Raw genomic sequence first — 14527 nt, 5'->3', positions numbered from 1 at the left:
CACCGTCGGCTGCACGCCGACATGCGAGATGCCGGTGATGATCACGTCCGGCTTGGAGCCCTCGATCTTGTTGAAGATCGGCGTGAAGTCGGTGGTGTCGGGCGAGAAGCGGATGTGGTCGAGCACCTTCAGCCCGATCTTCGGCAGGCATTCCTCGTAGCCGATGTCGAGCGGCTTGGTCCAGGCGGCGTCCTCGCTCATGATGACCGCCGACTTCATGTGCATCTTGTCGACGAGCAGGTCCTTGGCGGCGTCGCAGACCGAGAGTGCCAGCGCGGCCGAGGTCAGATAGCCGTGGAAGGTGTACTTGTTCTTCTCGTAGTCGGCGTGGACGCTCTTGCTGATCTCGTTGGAGGCCGCGCCCGGCGTCACGAACGGTGTCTTCAGCCGCGAGGCCCAGGGCTCCAGCGCCAGCACGACTTCGCTGATGTAGCTGGCGATGACGGCGTTGACCTTGTCCTCGTTCACCGCGCGCTGGAACGCGCGCACCGAGTCCGCCGAGGAGGAGTGGTTGTCGTAGCCGATGATCTCGATCTTGCGGCCGTCGACGCCGCCATTGGCGTTGATCTCGTCGGCGGCGAGCTGAGCTCCCTGTGGAATCGATGCGCCGGCGATCGCCTGCGCTTCCGCGATCACGCCGATCCTGATCGGATCCGCCGCGAGCGCCGCACCAGACGCCGTCATCAGTGCGCCGGTCGCGGCCGCACCGAGCGTCATCCGCAACGCAACAGAGAGTCCTTTTTTCATGCTGTTTCTCTCCCTTGAACAGGCCTCTTGTGAGCCATTATGTCGCAACTATAGCGGCGAGGGCATTCTCGGCAAGTGAAACTGCATTCAGGATCGCGCGAGGAGGACTAAAGTCTAGACTGCGTAAATAGCGGGCAGCGCGGGGCAAACCGGCGATGCAGCATTCTCGGAGTCATCCGGGTAGCGCGTGACTCTCCGCTCGCAACGACAGCTCCAGCCGAGACCGCGCGGCTCGCGTTGTCACCGGTTCGAGACGGCGCGATCCTCACTCGGTGAGCCGGCGCGGACGATCAGCAATTTGCTGCGCCGGTTTCAGCATCCGTCGTGATGGTGTGCCGATCGGCAATGCATGTGTGTCTGGCGAACACAAGGAGCCGGCCCATCCGAACCTGCCTTTCCTGGACTGCTCTTCCGAGCCTGCTTCTTCGGTGACGAAGAGAGCGACGTGACGCAGGGACTCGCGGCTCGTTTTCCGCTGCGGCTCTGTCTGCAATCGACCATCGGGGCTGCGCCTGTGGCGCGCCGGAGACTTGCGGCACTTCGTCCGGCCCAAAGGTGGTCCTTTCCGGACCTGTCAAGCCTTGACCTCGCACCGATTGCTGAGCAGAACCACGGGCGGGAAGAGGCTGGAGCTGACCGTGCAGGGTATTTTCATATTAGTCATATTGCTCGGGGGCGCGTTCGCGGGCGGCTATTTCACTCGTGACTTCATCTCCCGCAGGCGGCGTGCCGAGGCGTTGCGCTGGCGCGACCACAGGCAGTCGGAATGGTTTCAAGCCGCCGCGCCCGCCAACACCAATGAGGCCGTCTCTCCGTCGACCGGCGAGCTGGGCCAGATGCTGACCCGCTGGGAAACCAGGGCGCGGGCCCGCCGGACGGGTTAGTCCGCCCCCGAAGTAGCCCCCCCGCTATAGGTCATCCATACTGACCATCTTTTGGCGTTGCGGTTGCAGGCCTTTCTCGTCTAGAAACGACCCGTTGAGCCACCCGGCAACGAACCTTCAACGGTTTTGCCCGAGGATTTTGGAGCTCAAAAGGGTCTGGCAATGCTGATTCGCGGCCAAATCGATGGGATTTCGGGGGAGGTGGCTCTGGCCGCCGCCACGATTCCGGCTGCGCTCCTGCCCACCCTCCTTCTCGGCGGGCTTCTTCTTACCTGCCCCTGAGGGCCGGCTGGGCGCCACGCGCCTGGGCACTCAGGGGTTTGTACGAGATCACCGGACAACCTCAGGCGCTCCAGGCAGATGAAGGGCGCCGAAGCTCATAAAGGAAATTGAAATGGCCCCCGTGAACAAGTCCGAGAAGGACCGCGTCATCATTTTCGACACCACGCTGCGCGACGGCGAGCAGTGCCCCGGCGCCACCATGACCTTCGAGGAAAAGCTCGAGGTCGCCGAGCTGCTGGATGACATGGGCGTGGACGTCATCGAAGCCGGCTTCCCGATCACCTCCGAAGGTGATTTCCAGGCGGTCAGCGAGATCGCCCGCCGCTCCAAGAACGCCGTCATCGCCGGCTTGTCCCGTGCACATCCGGCCGACATCGACCGCTGCGCCGAGGCGGTGAAATTCGCCAAGCGTGGCCGCGTCCACACCGTGATCGCGACCTCGCCCCTGCACATGCGGGTGAAGCTGAACAAGACCCCGGAGCAGGTGATCGAAACCTCGGTTGCCATGGTCGCGCGCGCGCGCAACCAGATCGACGACGTCGAATGGTCGGCGGAAGACGGCACCCGCAGCGACATGGAGTATCTGTGCCGCATCGTGGAAGCCGTCATCAAGGCCGGCGCCACCACGGTGAACATTCCCGACACCGTCGGCTACACGGTGCCGGAGGAATACACGCACTTCATGAAGACGCTGATCGAGCGCGTGCCGAACTCGGACAAGGCGGTCTTCTCCGTTCACTGCCATAACGACCTCGGCATGGCGGTTGCGAACTCGCTGGCCGGCATCGTCGGCGGCGCGCGCCAGGTCGAGTGCACCATCAACGGCATCGGCGAGCGCGCCGGCAACGCCGCGCTCGAGGAGATCGTGATGGCGATCAACGTGCGCAACGACAAATTCCCCTACTGGAACAAGATCGACACCACGCAGCTCACCCGCGCCTCGAAGGTGGTGTCGGCCGCAACCTCGTTCCCGGTGCAGTACAACAAGGCGATCGTCGGCCGGAACGCCTTCGCCCATGAGAGCGGCATCCATCAGGACGGCGTGCTGAAGGACGCTTCGACCTACGAGATCATGCGGCCCGAGATGGTCGGCCTGAAGCAGTCCTCGCTGGTGCTCGGCAAGCACTCAGGCCGCCATGCCTTCGTGCACAAGCTGGAGGAGATGGGCTACAAGCTCGGCCCGAACCAGCTGGAGGATGCGTTCACGCGGATGAAGGCGCTCGCCGACCGCAAGAAGGACATCTACGACGAGGACATCGAGGCGCTGGTCGACGAGGAGATGGCGGCCTCGCACGATCGCATCAAGCTGACCTCGCTGACCGTGATCGCCGGCACCCATGGCCCGCAGCGCGCGACCATGAAGCTCGACGTCGACGGCCAGATCAAGATCGAGGAGGCCGAGGGCAACGGTCCGGTCGATGCGGTGTTCAACTGCATCAAGCGCCTGGTGCCGCACGAGGCCAAGCTCGAACTGTACCAGGTCCACGCCGTCACCGAGGGAACCGACGCGCAGGCCGAAGTCTCGGTGCGGCTGTCTCACGAAGGACGCGCCATGACGGCGCGTGCCGCGGATCCGGATACGCTGGTCGCTTCGGCCAAGGCCTATCTCGGCGCGCTCAACAAGATCGTCATGAAGCGCCAGCGTGACACGGTGACGACGGCGGCGGCGAGCTGACGTCGACGCCCCTGAGCGATCGGCAGCAAAACAAACGCGGCGCTTCGGTGCCGCGTTTTTCGTTTGGCGTTTCGTCCAGGCTACGCCCACGATCCCGCATTTTTGCAAGGACACCCCTGCTAAGGGGCAATGGCGCCTGTGCCGGCTTCCCTATAAAGCTGCCTCGAGGCCTTGAATCCGTCCCTGAATTCGAGGCCCGAATTCAAGGCTCGAGACCGATGGTCCGAGCCACAGAAACGTGCGGGAGGAAGCATGCGGAAATTCATCTGGGCTGCGGCATCGGTTGCGGTCCTGGCCGGAGCGCTGGCGCTCGCCGGGCCGGCATCGGCTCAATCGCCGATCATCATCAAGTTCAGCCACGTGGTTGCCACCGACACGCCGAAGGGCAAGGCGGCCGAGAAGTTCAAGGAACTCGCCGAGAAATACACCGGCGGCAAGGTCAAGGTCGAAGTCTATCCGAACTCCACGCTCTACAAGGACAAGGAAGAGCTCGAAGCGCTCCAGCTCGGCAGCGTACAGATGCTGGCGCCGTCCAATTCGAAATTCGGCCCGCTCGGCATCCGCGAGTTCGAGGTGTTCGATCTGCCCTACATCCTTCCCGACCTGAAGACGTTGCGGAAGGTGACGGAAGGACCGCTCGGTGCGAGACTGCTCAAGCTGCTGGACACCAAGGGCATCACCGGCCTTGCCTATTGGGATAACGGCTTCAAGCAGATGAGCGCCAACAAGAAGCTGGTGACGCCGGCCGACTACCAGGGCGTCAAGTTCCGCATCCAGTCCTCGCGTGTGCTCCAGGCCCAGTTCAAGGCGCTCGGCTCGCTGCCGCAGGTGATGGCGTTCTCGGAAGTCTACCAGGCGCTCCAGACCGGCGTGGTCGATGGCCAGGAGAACACCTGGTCGAACATCTACACCCAGAAAATGCACGAAGTGCAGAAGTACATCACCGAGACCAACCACGGCTACATCGGCTACGTCGTGATCGTGAACAAGAAGTTCTGGGACGACCTGCCGGCCGACATCCGCGACCAGCTCGCGAAGGCGATGAAGGAGGCGACCGACTTCAACAACGCGCAGTCGCAGAAGGAGAACGACGACGCACTCGCCGAGATCAAGAAGAGCGGCAAGAGCGAGATCATCAAGCTGACGCCGGAGCAGGACGAAGCGATGCGCAAGGCGATGGAGCCGGTCTACAAGGATGCCGCAAGCCGCGTCGGCCAGTCGTTGATCGACGAGTTCCAGAAGGAAGCGAAGAGCACGACGAACTAATCTAAACGAATGATGAATGAAGGGCTTCCGTGCCAGCCGCGGAAGCCCTTTTTTGTTGCGGATGATGTCGGTTGCGACTGGACAGACACGCAGGGCGTTACATCTTCGTAAGAGTGCATTCCCTGTCCAAGTTGTAAGTTGCGCACGGGCTGCGCGGCCCTCATCTTCAATGACATCCTTCCAGAGGAGGTTCGTATGAGGAAGTTCACCATCGCCGCCATCGCCGTGCTCAGCATCGCCGGCTCGGGCGCGGTCTATGCCCAATATCATCGCCCGTGGATGGAGCACTTCCACCACATCCGCATGAACCCGGAGGACCGCGCCGCGTTCGTCGACGCGCGGATCGCCGCCGTCCATGCCGGGCTGAAGCTCAACGCCGACCAGGAGAAGCTGTGGCCGCCGGTCGAGAGCGCCGTGCGCGATTTCGCCAAGCTGCGGATCGACCGCGCCAACGCGCGGATGAACGCCGGTCCCGGCGATGCCGCCAAGCCCGAGGATCCGGTCGCCCGCCTGCGCCAGCGCGCCGACGATATGGGCGCGACCTCCGCCGCGCTGAAGAAGATCGCCGATGCGGCCGACCCGCTCTACAAGACGCTGGACGAGGGCCAGAAGCGCCGGCTGGCCATGCTGACCCGCCACCGCGGCCCGTTCGGGGGCGACGAGGGCCCGCGCCACCGGTTCATGGAGCGCGGCATGGACCGTTTCCATGGCGGTGACCGGTTCGACCGCGACGGCGGCCCGGATCGGGACCGGGAGGGCCGGCTCTGACCGGCCCGGGTTTTCCCGGAGTTTTCATCCTCGCGAAGCCGCTGGAATCCAGCGGCTTTTCGCTTTCTAGGGCCTGTGGATGAATCCTTGGAAAACCTGCGTCGCATCGCTTGCCATCCTCGGATCGCTTTGCTAAACGACCGGCCTCGCAAGGCTTTGACCGCCTTTCGGGCGCATAGCTCAGTTGGTAGAGCAGCTGACTCTTAATCAGCGGGTCCCAGGTTCGAGCCCTGGTGCGCCCACCAAAAAATCCCTCGACATCGCAGTCGTTTAAGTGGGCCTCGATTTGTTCTTTTGAGGCTCGTGCGACACGTTCAGATGTCGCGAATGTCGCACAGCGTGCGACATTCGGGCTATTTAGCTTCCCGCAGATCGTCCTCGATCGCCACCTTGCAGAAGGTCAGTGAGCGCATCATCACCTTCACGACGTCGGGGTGGCATTCAAACCACTCGCGAGCGATCCGATGTTTCGAAAGTGCGCGATGGGCGGCCCGTTCGTCTCGCTCGCTGCCAGGAACGAAGCCGAAGCTATGCACGCCGTCAGCGATGCCGGTGAGGAGCTGTTGGCCGCGGCTGAACGGGTTTTTAGAGAAGCCAATCTTCATGCGCTCGCCCGAGCGCAAAAAATAGACGAACCCGATCTCGTTGGACACGGGAGGTAGCTTCAGCTTGATGTCTCGCGGGACGCCGCGCAGGTGTGCCACTGCGTCGGTATAGGCGATGTTAAAATCCTCGGTGCCTTCAGCGGCGCGGATGCGGATACGCTTTCCTCCGCGACGTACATAGACCCTGTCGTTTCCGTGCCGATCTTTTTCACGGCTGAGAAATCGGAAGTCGGTCGTGTCGATCACGTCAGTCCTTCCCTGCCCAGGAATGCGACCAGCTTGTCGATCGCCGCATCGGCCCGCGCCGGGTTGCGTGCGCGGTAGTGCTTCATGATCAGCTGCGCCGACTGGTAGCTGTGGCCGGTGACGTCGCAGATCGAGAGCAGGTCGTTGCCGGCGCGATCGAGCAGCATGACGCAGGTGTCGCGCAGATCCTGATCGTGCTTCTTGTCGGGCTGGCCGGTGGTCTCGTTGATGAAGGCCAGCGAGGGACATGCCGTGACGCGCGGCACCTGGCTGCCCCGGATCGCGAGGTCTCGCACCTCGGCGAAGACGTGGCGATAGGTGTGCTCGTTGTAGGGGCGTCCCGTCGTCTCGTCGATCACGATCTCGTCGGGGATCTTCTTCAGCTCGAGCTTCCTCGCGATCTCGTTGACGCGAACGCGGGCCTCGAGGAGACGCTTGGCGAGTTGCGGCGTCTGCTTGATCGCGACGATCATGCCCGTCTTGCTCTGGCGCAGCTGCCGGCGGCCGTTGATCATGCCGTCGTCCTTGAGCCGCAGCCTGTCGCCCTGGCGCTGCCCGGTGAAGATGCCGAGATAGACGGCATCGCCGATCGACGGGCGGCCGAGCGCGTCGGCCGCGGCGACCAGGGCATTGAACTCCTCGAGCTCCACCATGACGACGCGGCCGGCCGGACGGTCGAACCGCATGTCGATGCGGGGATTGTTCTTCAGCCGCCACTTCGAGCTTTCCTTGCCCCAGGACAGCGCCGCGGACAGCGCGGCGATGGCGCCGAGCGCCATGTGGTGGCCGCGCTGTTCCTTGAGGTAGTTGAACAGCGCGCGCAGCTCGGGCGCGCCGATCGCGGCCGGGATGACGCTGGCGAGCTGCTCCTTCTCGCGGCCGGGCAGCGTGGCGCCGAGCACGGCGGCGGCGCGCTCGCGTTCGCGGCGCTTCTTCGCATCCTCGCGGCTCTCCGGCTTGTAGATCAGCGCGCGCCGGGCCTTCTCGTAGGACTGGACCGACTTGGGCTTGAGGTTCCGCACCTCGGGCGATGCCAGCCAGTCGTCAAGCAGATCCTCGACGGTCCCCGCGCGCTGCAGGCTCGGCGCCTTGACCTTCCGGCTGCCGACCTGGCGCGACCGCTGGATCTCCGCAAGGTGCTTGTCGGCAAAGGCGCGCGCCTCCTCATAGGTGTACCAGGCGCCGGTCTCGACGTGGCGCAGGTCCCGATCCTCAAAGCCGGCGGCGCGCTCGCGCGGGCTATGGACCACGCGCGGGCGTCCATCGCGCCATTTGATGTAGGGCAGTTTGACGGTCATGGGCCGGCTCCGGTGCGGGCGGAAGCGGAGAGGGCGTCAGCGTCGGTTGTGCTGGCGCCTCGTGTCAAGGGGAGGAGGGGCGTAAGCGGCGTGGAAAAGCGCCTGGTGCTCCTCGATCGTCGCCGCCTCGGGCGGCCTGACGGGGTCGTTGGCCGGCGCCGGCGGCCGCCGCGGGTCGTGGCGCGTGTGCCAGGCGTCGAAACCGGCGCGCTCCCACTTCAGCGGGCCGCGCTCCGAGAGGGGCCTCGGCAGGCCGTCGAGCGCATGGCGGACCTGCCGCGTGCGGTACAGCGTGTCGAGCGTGATGCCGAGCGCCTCGCAGATCTCGCGGGCCGTGTAGGGGCGCATCATGGACATGACGTCAGCCACCAGATCAGCCCGGCGATCACCAGCGCGATGCCGGTCATGCCGGCGATGAAAAGCCCGATGCAGCCCCAGACGGCGCTTTCGTGGTCGAAGTCGTCCTTGATCTCGACCGGCATCGTTCAGGCTCCCACGTCGAGGCGGTAGGGGCGGACGCGGCGATAGGTGCCGGCGCCATCGATGGCGATGTGCGGATCGCCGTTGAACATCACGACTTCCGGGAAAGCCTCGCTCGCCACCACGATGGAGGCGGAGTAGATCTGAAGCCCCTGCTCGTCGACGAGGATGACCCTGGCCGCGCGCAGCGCTGGGGATGGGGTCGTGCTGCGCGCGGCGCTGGTCATCGGCCTGCTCCGCGTGAGCGATCGAGCAGGACGATGCAGTCCCCCGTCTGGCCGGGGAACATGCGGGTGACCTTGTGGCTGGCGATCAGGGTGTCGACGACGCTGTCGCCGACGCTGGTGGCGCCGAAGCGCCATTCGCCGCCGACACGGACGAGCACGCCCCGGCGCAGCAGCGCCAGGGCGCGATAGTGGGTGTTGTTGAGCGCGGGGCTCACGACAGAACCGCCTGCTTATTGGCCAGCTGGCGCGCGGCGGCGGCATGGGTGTCGATCTGATCGGCGGAGTAGCCGAGCAGCTCGAGGCCCTCGCGAGTGAGGCCGCCCTCGCGATAGGCGGCCTCGCGCATGTCGGAGGCCATGCGCTCGATCGTTTCGAGCGGGCTCAGCGCGGCGCGGGCGGGCACCAGCGAGGTCTGGATGTAGTCGGGAACGGTCGGCTGGGGCGTCAGCCGGCTGCCGCGAGCGGGCAGGCGATTGCAGTGGGAACGGCGCATTGTTGTCTCCCCGTGAACCATTTCACGTGAAACAAAAACTATGCGCTATGCATAGTTAAGTCAATGCGTAACGAATATTCTATGCGTTGGGCGTCCTAAATCACCGCGGGACCATCGTTTTCACCCTCGCGGCCCACTCGATCTCGACGTCGAGGATGGGCGGCTCGGCCTGGGAAAGCAGATGGAATAGTCCTCGGGTCTTGCTGCGCTGGATCTTCTTGATCAGGATCCGGCCATCGGTCAGGCCGACGACGCAAAGGTGGTTGATCAGGTCGCCGGTGATCGGCCGGCGCACGTCATCGTAATAGACCAGCCAGCGGTCGAAGAAGGTGCCGAGGCTCTCGCCGCGGATCTCGACCGCGACCGTCGCCTCCGACATTCCCTCCACCGCCGGCGCATCGTCCAGATGGCCGCTATCTTGCGCGAAGAAGTGGGTCTCAGCGCCAGCGCCAACATAACCGACGAGAGGGACCGTTGCATGCGGATCGGCCTTGCTGGCCGTCCTGACGCGCCTGGCGGGCCCTTTGTTGCTCACCAGCCAGTCCATGGAGACATGGAAAAAGGCGGCATAGCGGGCAGCCGCCCGGGTGAACGCCCGGCTCCCGTTCTCGTGGCCGTGATAGGTCTGCGCGTTAACGCCCATGGCTGCCGCGGCGGCTGTTGCCGTTGCGTAGCCCGCTTCTTCCCGTGCCTTTTGCAGGCGCTCATGTGGTTCGCTCATGAGAATGCGTTATGCATAGGGATTGTATGCGTTAGGCATTGACAGCGACTATGCGTAGCGCATAGTCGCGAATATGGATGCACAACTGATTCGCAGGGCCCGCAGATTGGCGGGCGAGAGCCAGGCGGCATTTGGGGTCAGGTTCGGCGTCGACCAAAGCACCGTTCATCGCTGGGAAAAACACGGTCCGCCGCCACGCGGGCCGGGTCGCCGCGCGCTCGAGCGCGAGGTGCAGGCGATCCTCGAGGCGCATGGGCAGTGGGAAGAGGGAATGTCATGCAGCGCAGCCTAGGCGCGCGATCGGGGGCGGACAAAGACGCGTCTTGCCGACCCCGGCAATCAAAGGAGACAACCCGGCAATCGATTTCGCCGGTCATGCAGGCTGTGCAGGACAAGCTGCCGAAGGCCAAGCCCGCACAGCACCTGAACATTTTGACCGATGTGCCGATCTCGACCTGTGAAAAACTTCTCGCCGGCCAGCGCGGCGAAAGCGCCGAGACGCTGATTGCCTTTCTTCGCTCCGATCTAGGCCGCGATGTGCTGTTCGCCCTCATGGGTGACGCCCGGCCGGCATGGTTCGTCCGCTACTGCAAACAGCTCGACGTGAACGCCGCGCGGCGCCAGCTCGCGGAAAGCCAACGGCTGATCGAGCAGCTGCAGCGTGAAGCTTCTGAAGGGGAGGGCTGAGGGCAATGGGAGCACGTCACTTCACCACCACGCCGGAGGGCACGCGGGATCTTCGCCTCGCGCTGGCGTGGATCGCCGCGGCGTTGATCGCCGGCGTCGCGGCGAACATCTGGGCCTGCCTGCTGCAGGTGGCGCGATGAGCGAGAGCTGCGCCATGCCGCGATCGGCGGCCACATCGGACACGCCGTTCGCCCAGGTCGCCGACATGCAGCGCCAGGAGATCGAGCGCACGGTCGGCCTCGATCTCGCCGGCTGCAACGTCTGCACCATCGTCACCGCGCTCGATGAATTCGACCAGCGCCGCATCACCAAGCTCGGTCACCGCATGGAGACCTGGCCGGACGCGGTGCGCGCCATCATGGAGAAGGAACTCGTCGCCTTTTCCGATCGCAACGGCGGCGCCCGGATCGAGGCGATCACCACGGCGATCGGCGGCGCGCCGAAGTGCTTCATTCTCTGTGTCCACTGGAGGCCGAAGCAATGATCCCGCAGCGCACGGCCTCGACGGGCGGACACGTCACCCGCGCCCAGCTGAAAAAATATCCCGACGTCATCACGATGTGGCAGCGCCGGTTCGATACGGCGCAGATCGCGGCCGAGCTGAAGCTGCTCGAGCCGCTGGTGCATGCCTGGGTGGTCAATTTCCGCGAGCTTGGGCGGGAGGCGGCATGATCGACCACTCCCACATCCTCACGCGATTGATCGCGGCCGGCGAGCTGGCGCTGCAGATGCGCTTCGGTGCCGACGCCGAGGAGATCCAGCAGCTGTGCGCCGAGGTCGAGAAGGCGGATCGGCAGCCGGCGGAGACTGCCCGCGTCATCGACGACGTCACGCGGCTCTACGCCCAGGCGCTCTACCTGACCGATCACGCCCTGCGCCGCTACCAGCGCGACCGGGCGATCTGCGCAGGCCGCGTGGTCGCGGTGCTGCTGCCGGACGTCCGCAACGCGCTCGGCATTGCCATCGAGCAGCGCAAAACACGATTGACGCCTTAACCGAGATCGCGCGCCTCGGCGATCCTCAGGGGCAGGAGAGAGACTATGGCTAACCATCCGCACCGTAACAAGCCGACTGAACGCGCCGTGCTTGTGACGACCTCGCATCGTGGCGTGTTCTTTGGGTACGCGACCGACACCGACGGCGCGATCATCAAGCTGCGTGCCGCGCGCAACTGCCTGTATTGGCCGACCGAGAACAAGGGCTTCATGGGCCTCGCTGCCATGGGCCCGATGAAGGGCGCGCGCGTCGGGCCGGCCGTCGACATGGAGCTGCGCGACATCACCTCGGTCTCGCTCTGCACCGAAGCAGCCGTTGCCGCCTGGGAGGCCGCGCCGTGGAGGTAAGCCAGGTTCAAATGCTCCGGGGCTCGCCCCCGGAGCCCCTGTTAGCACGCTCCGGCGACGGCTACGGCTACGGCGACGGCGACGGCTACGGCTACGGCGACGGCGACGGCGACGGCTACGGCTACGGCTACGGCTACGGCTCGAAAGAGTACTGGGAGGCAACCATTCCCCACTTTGTTGGCAAGATGCCGCTTGCGCAGCAAAAGAGGTTTGACGCTCTCCTGGGCGCGGGTGCCACGATCGCCTTCTGGCGTTCCGACAAGAATGGACGGGCATGCAATGGTGGCTCTAACCGCCCGGTCGAGGCCGGTACGGTTGAGGAGATCGCTGGCCCGCTCGAGATCTGCACGCGCAACGGCCTGCACGCGACGTTCATCCCGCCGAAATGGAAGGGTGAGCGCTGGTGGATCGTTGCCCTGATCGGCGAGGTGCAAACGGACGGCGACAAGGTCGCTGCCCTGAAGCGCGAAGTGATCGGGGAATGCCTGTGAGCGAGCAGCGCCTCAGCAATCGTCAGATCGTGACGCTCAAGCAGCTGGCGATCTGCTGCAGTCAGGGAGCTCCGGCCACGCTCACGCGTGACCAGCGCGAAGCAATGCAGCCGCTGTGGCGCCGTGGCCTCGTGGAGATGTGGTTCCGCTGCGTGCCCGATGAGGGTGTGCAGCGGACTGCATTCTTTCGGCCCAGCGCGGACGGCTGGGCTCTGATCCGAGCGATCCTTGGTTCGGTGCGGGAGGAGATCGCGGCATGAAGCAGCTGATTGCCTATCACCAGCCGGAGGGCGAGCGGTGAAGATTGCTGCGCTCTTCGTCGAGAAGGATGGCTGCTATTCCGGGCTGCCGCACGTCGACGTGTGGGACGAGGGGCGCGACGCGCGGCTCTATCAGGGGCCATGGCCTGTTGTCGCGCATCCGCCCTGCAAACGTTGGGGACGGTACTGGCATGGATCGCCACGGAAGCCGCATCAGTACAAGCTCGGAGACGACCAGGGCTGCTTCGCGGCCGCGCTCGGTGCGATCCGCCAATGGGGTGGCGTGCTAGAACATCCCGCTTATTCGCGCGCATGGGAGAAATTCAAGCTGCCCGAGCCCGATCATAGGGGGGGGGTGGAGGCTCGCGGACGGCTTTGCTGTCGCTCACGTCGAGCAGGGACACTACGGCCATATGGCCCGCAAGGCGACGTGGCTGATCGCGCACGCGCCGATTGTTCTTCGAGATCTGAAGTGGGGGCCTTCGTCGCAGCGGCTGCCGGAAGTCGGTCTAGAGCGCCACGGCTACGAGAGAGCCAGGCGCAGCGGCGTCATGGCCTACGTCGGCGGCAAAGACAAAGAAAAAATTCGCGCGGCGACACCGCCGGCATTCCGCGACGTGCTGATCGCGATGGCGGCATCCAAGCAGCTAAACACGTCTCACCGGCCCAAGGAGCCATCATGAAGCACGAGCAACTGAAGCATCTGGTAGACCGCTTTCTCAGCTGGCATTTGCCGACGGATTTCAACCCCGATGGCGGCATCGGCTATTCGCGGCCTGTCTATGCGACGCGTGAGGCTGCCGACAATCACCAGATGCCGACCGGCACGAACCTGTTCGACGCCAGCCAAGCGTACCAGATGGTGCGCCACATGGTCGAAGGCATGCCTGCAGAGCAAGCCGAACAGGCCATGCCGGACAAGGAAGCCGTCGACATGATGCGCCGCTGCAAAGACGAGATCGTCGGGCTGCGCGCAGAGATTGAGCGCCTCAAGCCGAAGGCGCACGCCTATGACAGTGTTTCGACCGTCCTGCGGCTGCTGCCTCAGCCGAGCGCCGGGATGAGCGAGGACCTCGTCTGGCGGCTCGACAAGCGCATCCGCGAGCTCGTGAAGCCGGAGAGCGCCAATGGGTGAGGCCAAGCGCAGGCGCGAGGCCGCGGCGCGTCTCGGCGACGCTCCGATACAGGAGCAGTACACAGCCAAGATGAACGCCGTGGCCCGAGGGCTCGACGGGCTGTTCAACGGCGAGATGCGCGGGGCCGATCGAAAGACCGGCTTTGTGCTGCTCGTGTTCCCATTCGGCCAGGATCCCGCCGGCCGCTGCAATTTCATTTCGAACGGCGCTGATCGCGCCGACGTCGTCACCCTGATGAAGGAGATGATCGCTCGGTTCGAAGGCCAGCCAGAAATCCAAGGCAAGGCATAGGAGCAGGCGATGGCGGATCGGAAGGAAGTCATGTGGTGCACGCTCTGCGGCGCCCGCTTCACGCAAGACGAAATCAAGGGCTGGGGCTGCCCGAAGTGCAGCAACCAGGGCATTCCCTGCGCGTGCGACAAGGACACCACCGTCGAGGTGAACTGGCACGAGCTGCACATCCTGTGCGTCTGGGCCGAGAATTGGGCCCATCGCTCGATGGGTCACCCATCGTCGGATCCCAGCTCGAAGCAGATGGACCAGGTCGTGCACGCGATCGCGCGCCGTCTGCAGGCGCAGCATCCGACATTTGGTCACTTGACGTTGTCAGGCGAGATCGCAGCGCTGCCTGCGGACCTCGCGCAGAAGGGCATCGAGATCGGCAACGTCGAGACCAACATTCCGAAGCCCGGCCTGCTGCCTGTGAACGGTCCTGGCGCCGTCGGCTACGGCAGGCAGCTAACCGACACTCAACAGCCGGAGCCGAAGTGAGCACGTTACCCGAACTGCGCTGCGAGGAGTGCGGAGAGGCCGCGGTTGGCATCGACGACGACGGCTGCGCCATCTGCGACGATTGCGCTCTTGAGACGTATGGCGATCTCGAGAGCCTGTTGCGTGTTGCACTGAAAGATAACTGAG

Annotated in this window: 26 protein-coding genes and 1 tRNA gene; 18 read left to right on the top strand and 9 right to left on the bottom strand. The window is 64.7% G+C overall.

The genetic code is table 11. The features are described from left to right. A partial coding sequence (locus QM712_RS01995; protein ID WP_415021354.1) for an ABC transporter substrate-binding protein occupies positions 1–717 on the bottom strand: 717 nt, incomplete at its 3' end. Positions 718–1385: 668 nt separating this feature from the next. On the opposite strand from QM712_RS01995, the gene QM712_RS01990 reads away from it, so the two are divergent. From QM712_RS01990 to QM712_RS01970, 5 genes are all read left to right on the top strand, one after another. Then, the gene (locus tag QM712_RS01990; RefSeq protein ID WP_415021342.1) at positions 1386–1631 is read left to right on the top strand and encodes a hypothetical protein; all 246 of its coding nucleotides are present in this window, start codon (positions 1386–1388) and stop codon (positions 1629–1631) included. Positions 1632–2025: 394 nt separating this feature from the next. Continuing rightward, entirely contained in the window at positions 2026–3588 is a 1563-nt protein-coding gene (locus QM712_RS01985; protein ID WP_415021341.1) for a 2-isopropylmalate synthase, read from the top strand. Between the two features lie 252 nt (positions 3589–3840). Further along, a complete protein-coding gene (locus QM712_RS01980; RefSeq protein WP_415021340.1) occupies positions 3841–4854 on the top strand; it encodes a TRAP transporter substrate-binding protein in 1014 nt (337 codons plus the stop codon). A 195-nt stretch (positions 4855–5049) separates the two neighbouring features. Continuing rightward, complete coding sequence (locus tag QM712_RS01975; RefSeq protein WP_415021339.1) at positions 5050–5622, top strand: Spy/CpxP family protein refolding chaperone; 573 nt, start codon at positions 5050–5052, stop codon at positions 5620–5622. A 169-nt stretch (positions 5623–5791) separates the two neighbouring features. After that, a tRNA-Lys gene (locus tag QM712_RS01970) sits at positions 5792–5867 on the top strand. A gap of 108 nt (positions 5868–5975) precedes the next feature. On the opposite strand, the gene QM712_RS01965 is transcribed toward QM712_RS01970, so the two are convergent. The 8 genes from QM712_RS01965 to QM712_RS01930 all read right to left on the bottom strand — a co-directional run bounded on the left by QM712_RS01965 (position 5976) and on the right by QM712_RS01930 (position 9692). Next, positions 5976–6473 (bottom strand): GIY-YIG nuclease family protein, encoded by a 498-nt coding sequence (locus QM712_RS01965; RefSeq protein WP_415021338.1) that lies wholly within the window; start codon positions 6471–6473, stop codon positions 5976–5978. Beyond that, positions 6470–7771 carry a hypothetical protein gene (locus QM712_RS01960; RefSeq protein WP_415021337.1) on the bottom strand — a complete coding sequence of 434 codons (1302 nt, stop codon included), beginning with the start codon at positions 7769–7771 and terminating at the stop codon, positions 6470–6472. The genes QM712_RS01965 and QM712_RS01960 overlap by 4 nt, the downstream gene beginning before the upstream one ends. A gap of 36 nt (positions 7772–7807) precedes the next feature. Then, positions 7808–8128, bottom strand: coding sequence for a hypothetical protein (locus QM712_RS01955; protein WP_415021336.1), 321 nt, complete (start codon positions 8126–8128; stop codon positions 7808–7810). After that, the gene (locus QM712_RS01950) at positions 8119–8253 is read right to left on the bottom strand and encodes a hypothetical protein (RefSeq protein WP_415021335.1); all 135 of its coding nucleotides are present in this window, start codon (positions 8251–8253) and stop codon (positions 8119–8121) included. Before QM712_RS01950 ends, QM712_RS01955 begins: the two co-directional genes overlap by 10 nt. Positions 8254–8256: 3 nt before the next feature. Beyond that, positions 8257–8478: a hypothetical protein gene (locus QM712_RS01945; RefSeq protein ID WP_415021334.1), complete on the bottom strand. Its 222-nt coding sequence runs from the start codon at positions 8476–8478 to the stop codon at positions 8257–8259. Beyond that, complete coding sequence (locus QM712_RS01940) at positions 8475–8693, bottom strand: hypothetical protein (protein ID WP_415021333.1); 219 nt, start codon at positions 8691–8693, stop codon at positions 8475–8477. Before QM712_RS01940 ends, QM712_RS01945 begins: the two co-directional genes overlap by 4 nt. Beyond that, a complete protein-coding gene (locus QM712_RS01935) occupies positions 8690–8971 on the bottom strand; it encodes a hypothetical protein (RefSeq protein ID WP_415021332.1) in 282 nt (93 codons plus the stop codon). Before QM712_RS01935 ends, QM712_RS01940 begins: the two co-directional genes overlap by 4 nt. A 100-nt stretch (positions 8972–9071) precedes the next feature. Continuing rightward, on the bottom strand, positions 9072–9692 hold the full coding sequence (locus QM712_RS01930) for an XRE family transcriptional regulator (RefSeq protein WP_415021331.1): 621 nt from the start codon (positions 9690–9692) through the stop codon (positions 9072–9074). Positions 9693–10067: 375 nt separating this feature from the next. Here QM712_RS01930 and QM712_RS01925 point away from each other — a divergent pair, with 375 nt between their 5' ends. The 13 genes from QM712_RS01925 (at position 10068) to QM712_RS01865 (ending at position 14526) form a co-directional block, all read left to right on the top strand. Then, entirely contained in the window at positions 10068–10379 is a 312-nt protein-coding gene (locus QM712_RS01925; RefSeq protein WP_415021330.1) for a hypothetical protein, read from the top strand. 5 nt (positions 10380–10384) lie between these two features. After that, positions 10385–10519, top strand: coding sequence for a hypothetical protein (locus QM712_RS01920; RefSeq protein ID WP_415021329.1), 135 nt, complete (start codon positions 10385–10387; stop codon positions 10517–10519). Further along, a complete protein-coding gene (locus QM712_RS01915; RefSeq protein ID WP_415021328.1) occupies positions 10516–10863 on the top strand; it encodes a hypothetical protein in 348 nt (115 codons plus the stop codon). The genes QM712_RS01920 and QM712_RS01915 overlap by 4 nt, the downstream gene beginning before the upstream one ends. Then, positions 10860–11051, top strand: a complete 192-nt coding sequence (locus tag QM712_RS01910) for a hypothetical protein (RefSeq protein WP_415021327.1) — start codon at positions 10860–10862, stop codon at positions 11049–11051. Before QM712_RS01915 ends, QM712_RS01910 begins: the two co-directional genes overlap by 4 nt. Then, positions 11048–11374, top strand: a complete 327-nt coding sequence (locus QM712_RS01905; protein ID WP_415021326.1) for a hypothetical protein — start codon at positions 11048–11050, stop codon at positions 11372–11374. Before QM712_RS01910 ends, QM712_RS01905 begins: the two co-directional genes overlap by 4 nt. Positions 11375–11419: 45 nt before the next feature. Next, the gene (locus tag QM712_RS01900; RefSeq protein WP_415021325.1) at positions 11420–11722 is read left to right on the top strand and encodes a DUF6948 domain-containing protein; all 303 of its coding nucleotides are present in this window, start codon (positions 11420–11422) and stop codon (positions 11720–11722) included. After that, the gene (locus QM712_RS01895) at positions 11713–12213 is read left to right on the top strand and encodes a hypothetical protein (protein ID WP_415021324.1); all 501 of its coding nucleotides are present in this window, start codon (positions 11713–11715) and stop codon (positions 12211–12213) included. Before QM712_RS01900 ends, QM712_RS01895 begins: the two co-directional genes overlap by 10 nt. Continuing rightward, a complete protein-coding gene (locus tag QM712_RS01890; protein ID WP_415021323.1) occupies positions 12210–12473 on the top strand; it encodes a hypothetical protein in 264 nt (87 codons plus the stop codon). Before QM712_RS01895 ends, QM712_RS01890 begins: the two co-directional genes overlap by 4 nt. A gap of 413 nt (positions 12474–12886) precedes the next feature. Then, complete coding sequence (locus QM712_RS01885) at positions 12887–13156, top strand: hypothetical protein (protein WP_415021322.1); 270 nt, start codon at positions 12887–12889, stop codon at positions 13154–13156. Next, positions 13153–13608 (top strand): hypothetical protein, encoded by a 456-nt coding sequence (locus QM712_RS01880; protein ID WP_415021321.1) that lies wholly within the window; start codon positions 13153–13155, stop codon positions 13606–13608. The genes QM712_RS01885 and QM712_RS01880 overlap by 4 nt, the downstream gene beginning before the upstream one ends. Then, positions 13601–13900 (top strand): hypothetical protein, encoded by a 300-nt coding sequence (locus QM712_RS01875; protein WP_415021320.1) that lies wholly within the window; start codon positions 13601–13603, stop codon positions 13898–13900. The genes QM712_RS01880 and QM712_RS01875 overlap by 8 nt, the downstream gene beginning before the upstream one ends. A gap of 9 nt (positions 13901–13909) precedes the next feature. Continuing rightward, positions 13910–14380, top strand: a complete 471-nt coding sequence (locus QM712_RS01870) for a hypothetical protein (protein ID WP_415021319.1) — start codon at positions 13910–13912, stop codon at positions 14378–14380. Further along, complete coding sequence (locus tag QM712_RS01865; RefSeq protein WP_415021318.1) at positions 14377–14526, top strand: hypothetical protein; 150 nt, start codon at positions 14377–14379, stop codon at positions 14524–14526. Before QM712_RS01870 ends, QM712_RS01865 begins: the two co-directional genes overlap by 4 nt. The last annotated feature ends 1 nt before the right edge of the window (position 14527 follow it).

The organism is Bradyrhizobium sp., from assembly GCF_047605465.1.
In the GTDB taxonomy this organism is placed as follows: domain Bacteria; phylum Pseudomonadota; class Alphaproteobacteria; order Rhizobiales; family Xanthobacteraceae; genus Bradyrhizobium.
Note: the sequence above shows the minus strand (reverse complement) of the source record. Positions and strands in the feature narration are given on the sequence as shown.

Coding starts and splice junctions, on each gene's coding strand:
- QM712_RS01985 (WP_415021341.1), top strand. CDS start 2,026: ATGGCCCCCGTGAACAAGTCCGAGAAGGACCGCGTCATCATTTTCGAC.
- QM712_RS01980 (WP_415021340.1), top strand. CDS start 3,841: ATGCGGAAATTCATCTGGGCTGCGGCATCGGTTGCGGTCCTGGCCGGA.
- QM712_RS01975 (WP_415021339.1), top strand. CDS start 5,050: ATGAGGAAGTTCACCATCGCCGCCATCGCCGTGCTCAGCATCGCCGGC.
- QM712_RS01960 (WP_415021337.1), bottom strand. CDS start 7,771: ATGACCGTCAAACTGCCCTACATCAAATGGCGCGATGGACGCCCGCGC.
- QM712_RS01955 (WP_415021336.1), bottom strand. CDS start 8,128: ATGTCCATGATGCGCCCCTACACGGCCCGCGAGATCTGCGAGGCGCTC.
- QM712_RS01950 (WP_415021335.1), bottom strand. CDS start 8,253: ATGCCGGTCGAGATCAAGGACGACTTCGACCACGAAAGCGCCGTCTGG.
- QM712_RS01945 (WP_415021334.1), bottom strand. CDS start 8,478: ATGACCAGCGCCGCGCGCAGCACGACCCCATCCCCAGCGCTGCGCGCG.
- QM712_RS01935 (WP_415021332.1), bottom strand. CDS start 8,971: ATGCGCCGTTCCCACTGCAATCGCCTGCCCGCTCGCGGCAGCCGGCTG.
- QM712_RS01930 (WP_415021331.1), bottom strand. CDS start 9,692: ATGAGCGAACCACATGAGCGCCTGCAAAAGGCACGGGAAGAAGCGGGC.
- QM712_RS01925 (WP_415021330.1), top strand. CDS start 10,068: ATGCAGGCTGTGCAGGACAAGCTGCCGAAGGCCAAGCCCGCACAGCAC.
- QM712_RS01920 (WP_415021329.1), top strand. CDS start 10,385: ATGGGAGCACGTCACTTCACCACCACGCCGGAGGGCACGCGGGATCTT.
- QM712_RS01915 (WP_415021328.1), top strand. CDS start 10,516: ATGAGCGAGAGCTGCGCCATGCCGCGATCGGCGGCCACATCGGACACG.
- QM712_RS01910 (WP_415021327.1), top strand. CDS start 10,860: ATGATCCCGCAGCGCACGGCCTCGACGGGCGGACACGTCACCCGCGCC.
- QM712_RS01905 (WP_415021326.1), top strand. CDS start 11,048: ATGATCGACCACTCCCACATCCTCACGCGATTGATCGCGGCCGGCGAG.
- QM712_RS01900 (WP_415021325.1), top strand. CDS start 11,420: ATGGCTAACCATCCGCACCGTAACAAGCCGACTGAACGCGCCGTGCTT.
- QM712_RS01885 (WP_415021322.1), top strand. CDS start 12,887: ATGGCCCGCAAGGCGACGTGGCTGATCGCGCACGCGCCGATTGTTCTT.
- QM712_RS01880 (WP_415021321.1), top strand. CDS start 13,153: ATGAAGCACGAGCAACTGAAGCATCTGGTAGACCGCTTTCTCAGCTGG.
- QM712_RS01875 (WP_415021320.1), top strand. CDS start 13,601: ATGGGTGAGGCCAAGCGCAGGCGCGAGGCCGCGGCGCGTCTCGGCGAC.
- QM712_RS01870 (WP_415021319.1), top strand. CDS start 13,910: ATGGCGGATCGGAAGGAAGTCATGTGGTGCACGCTCTGCGGCGCCCGC.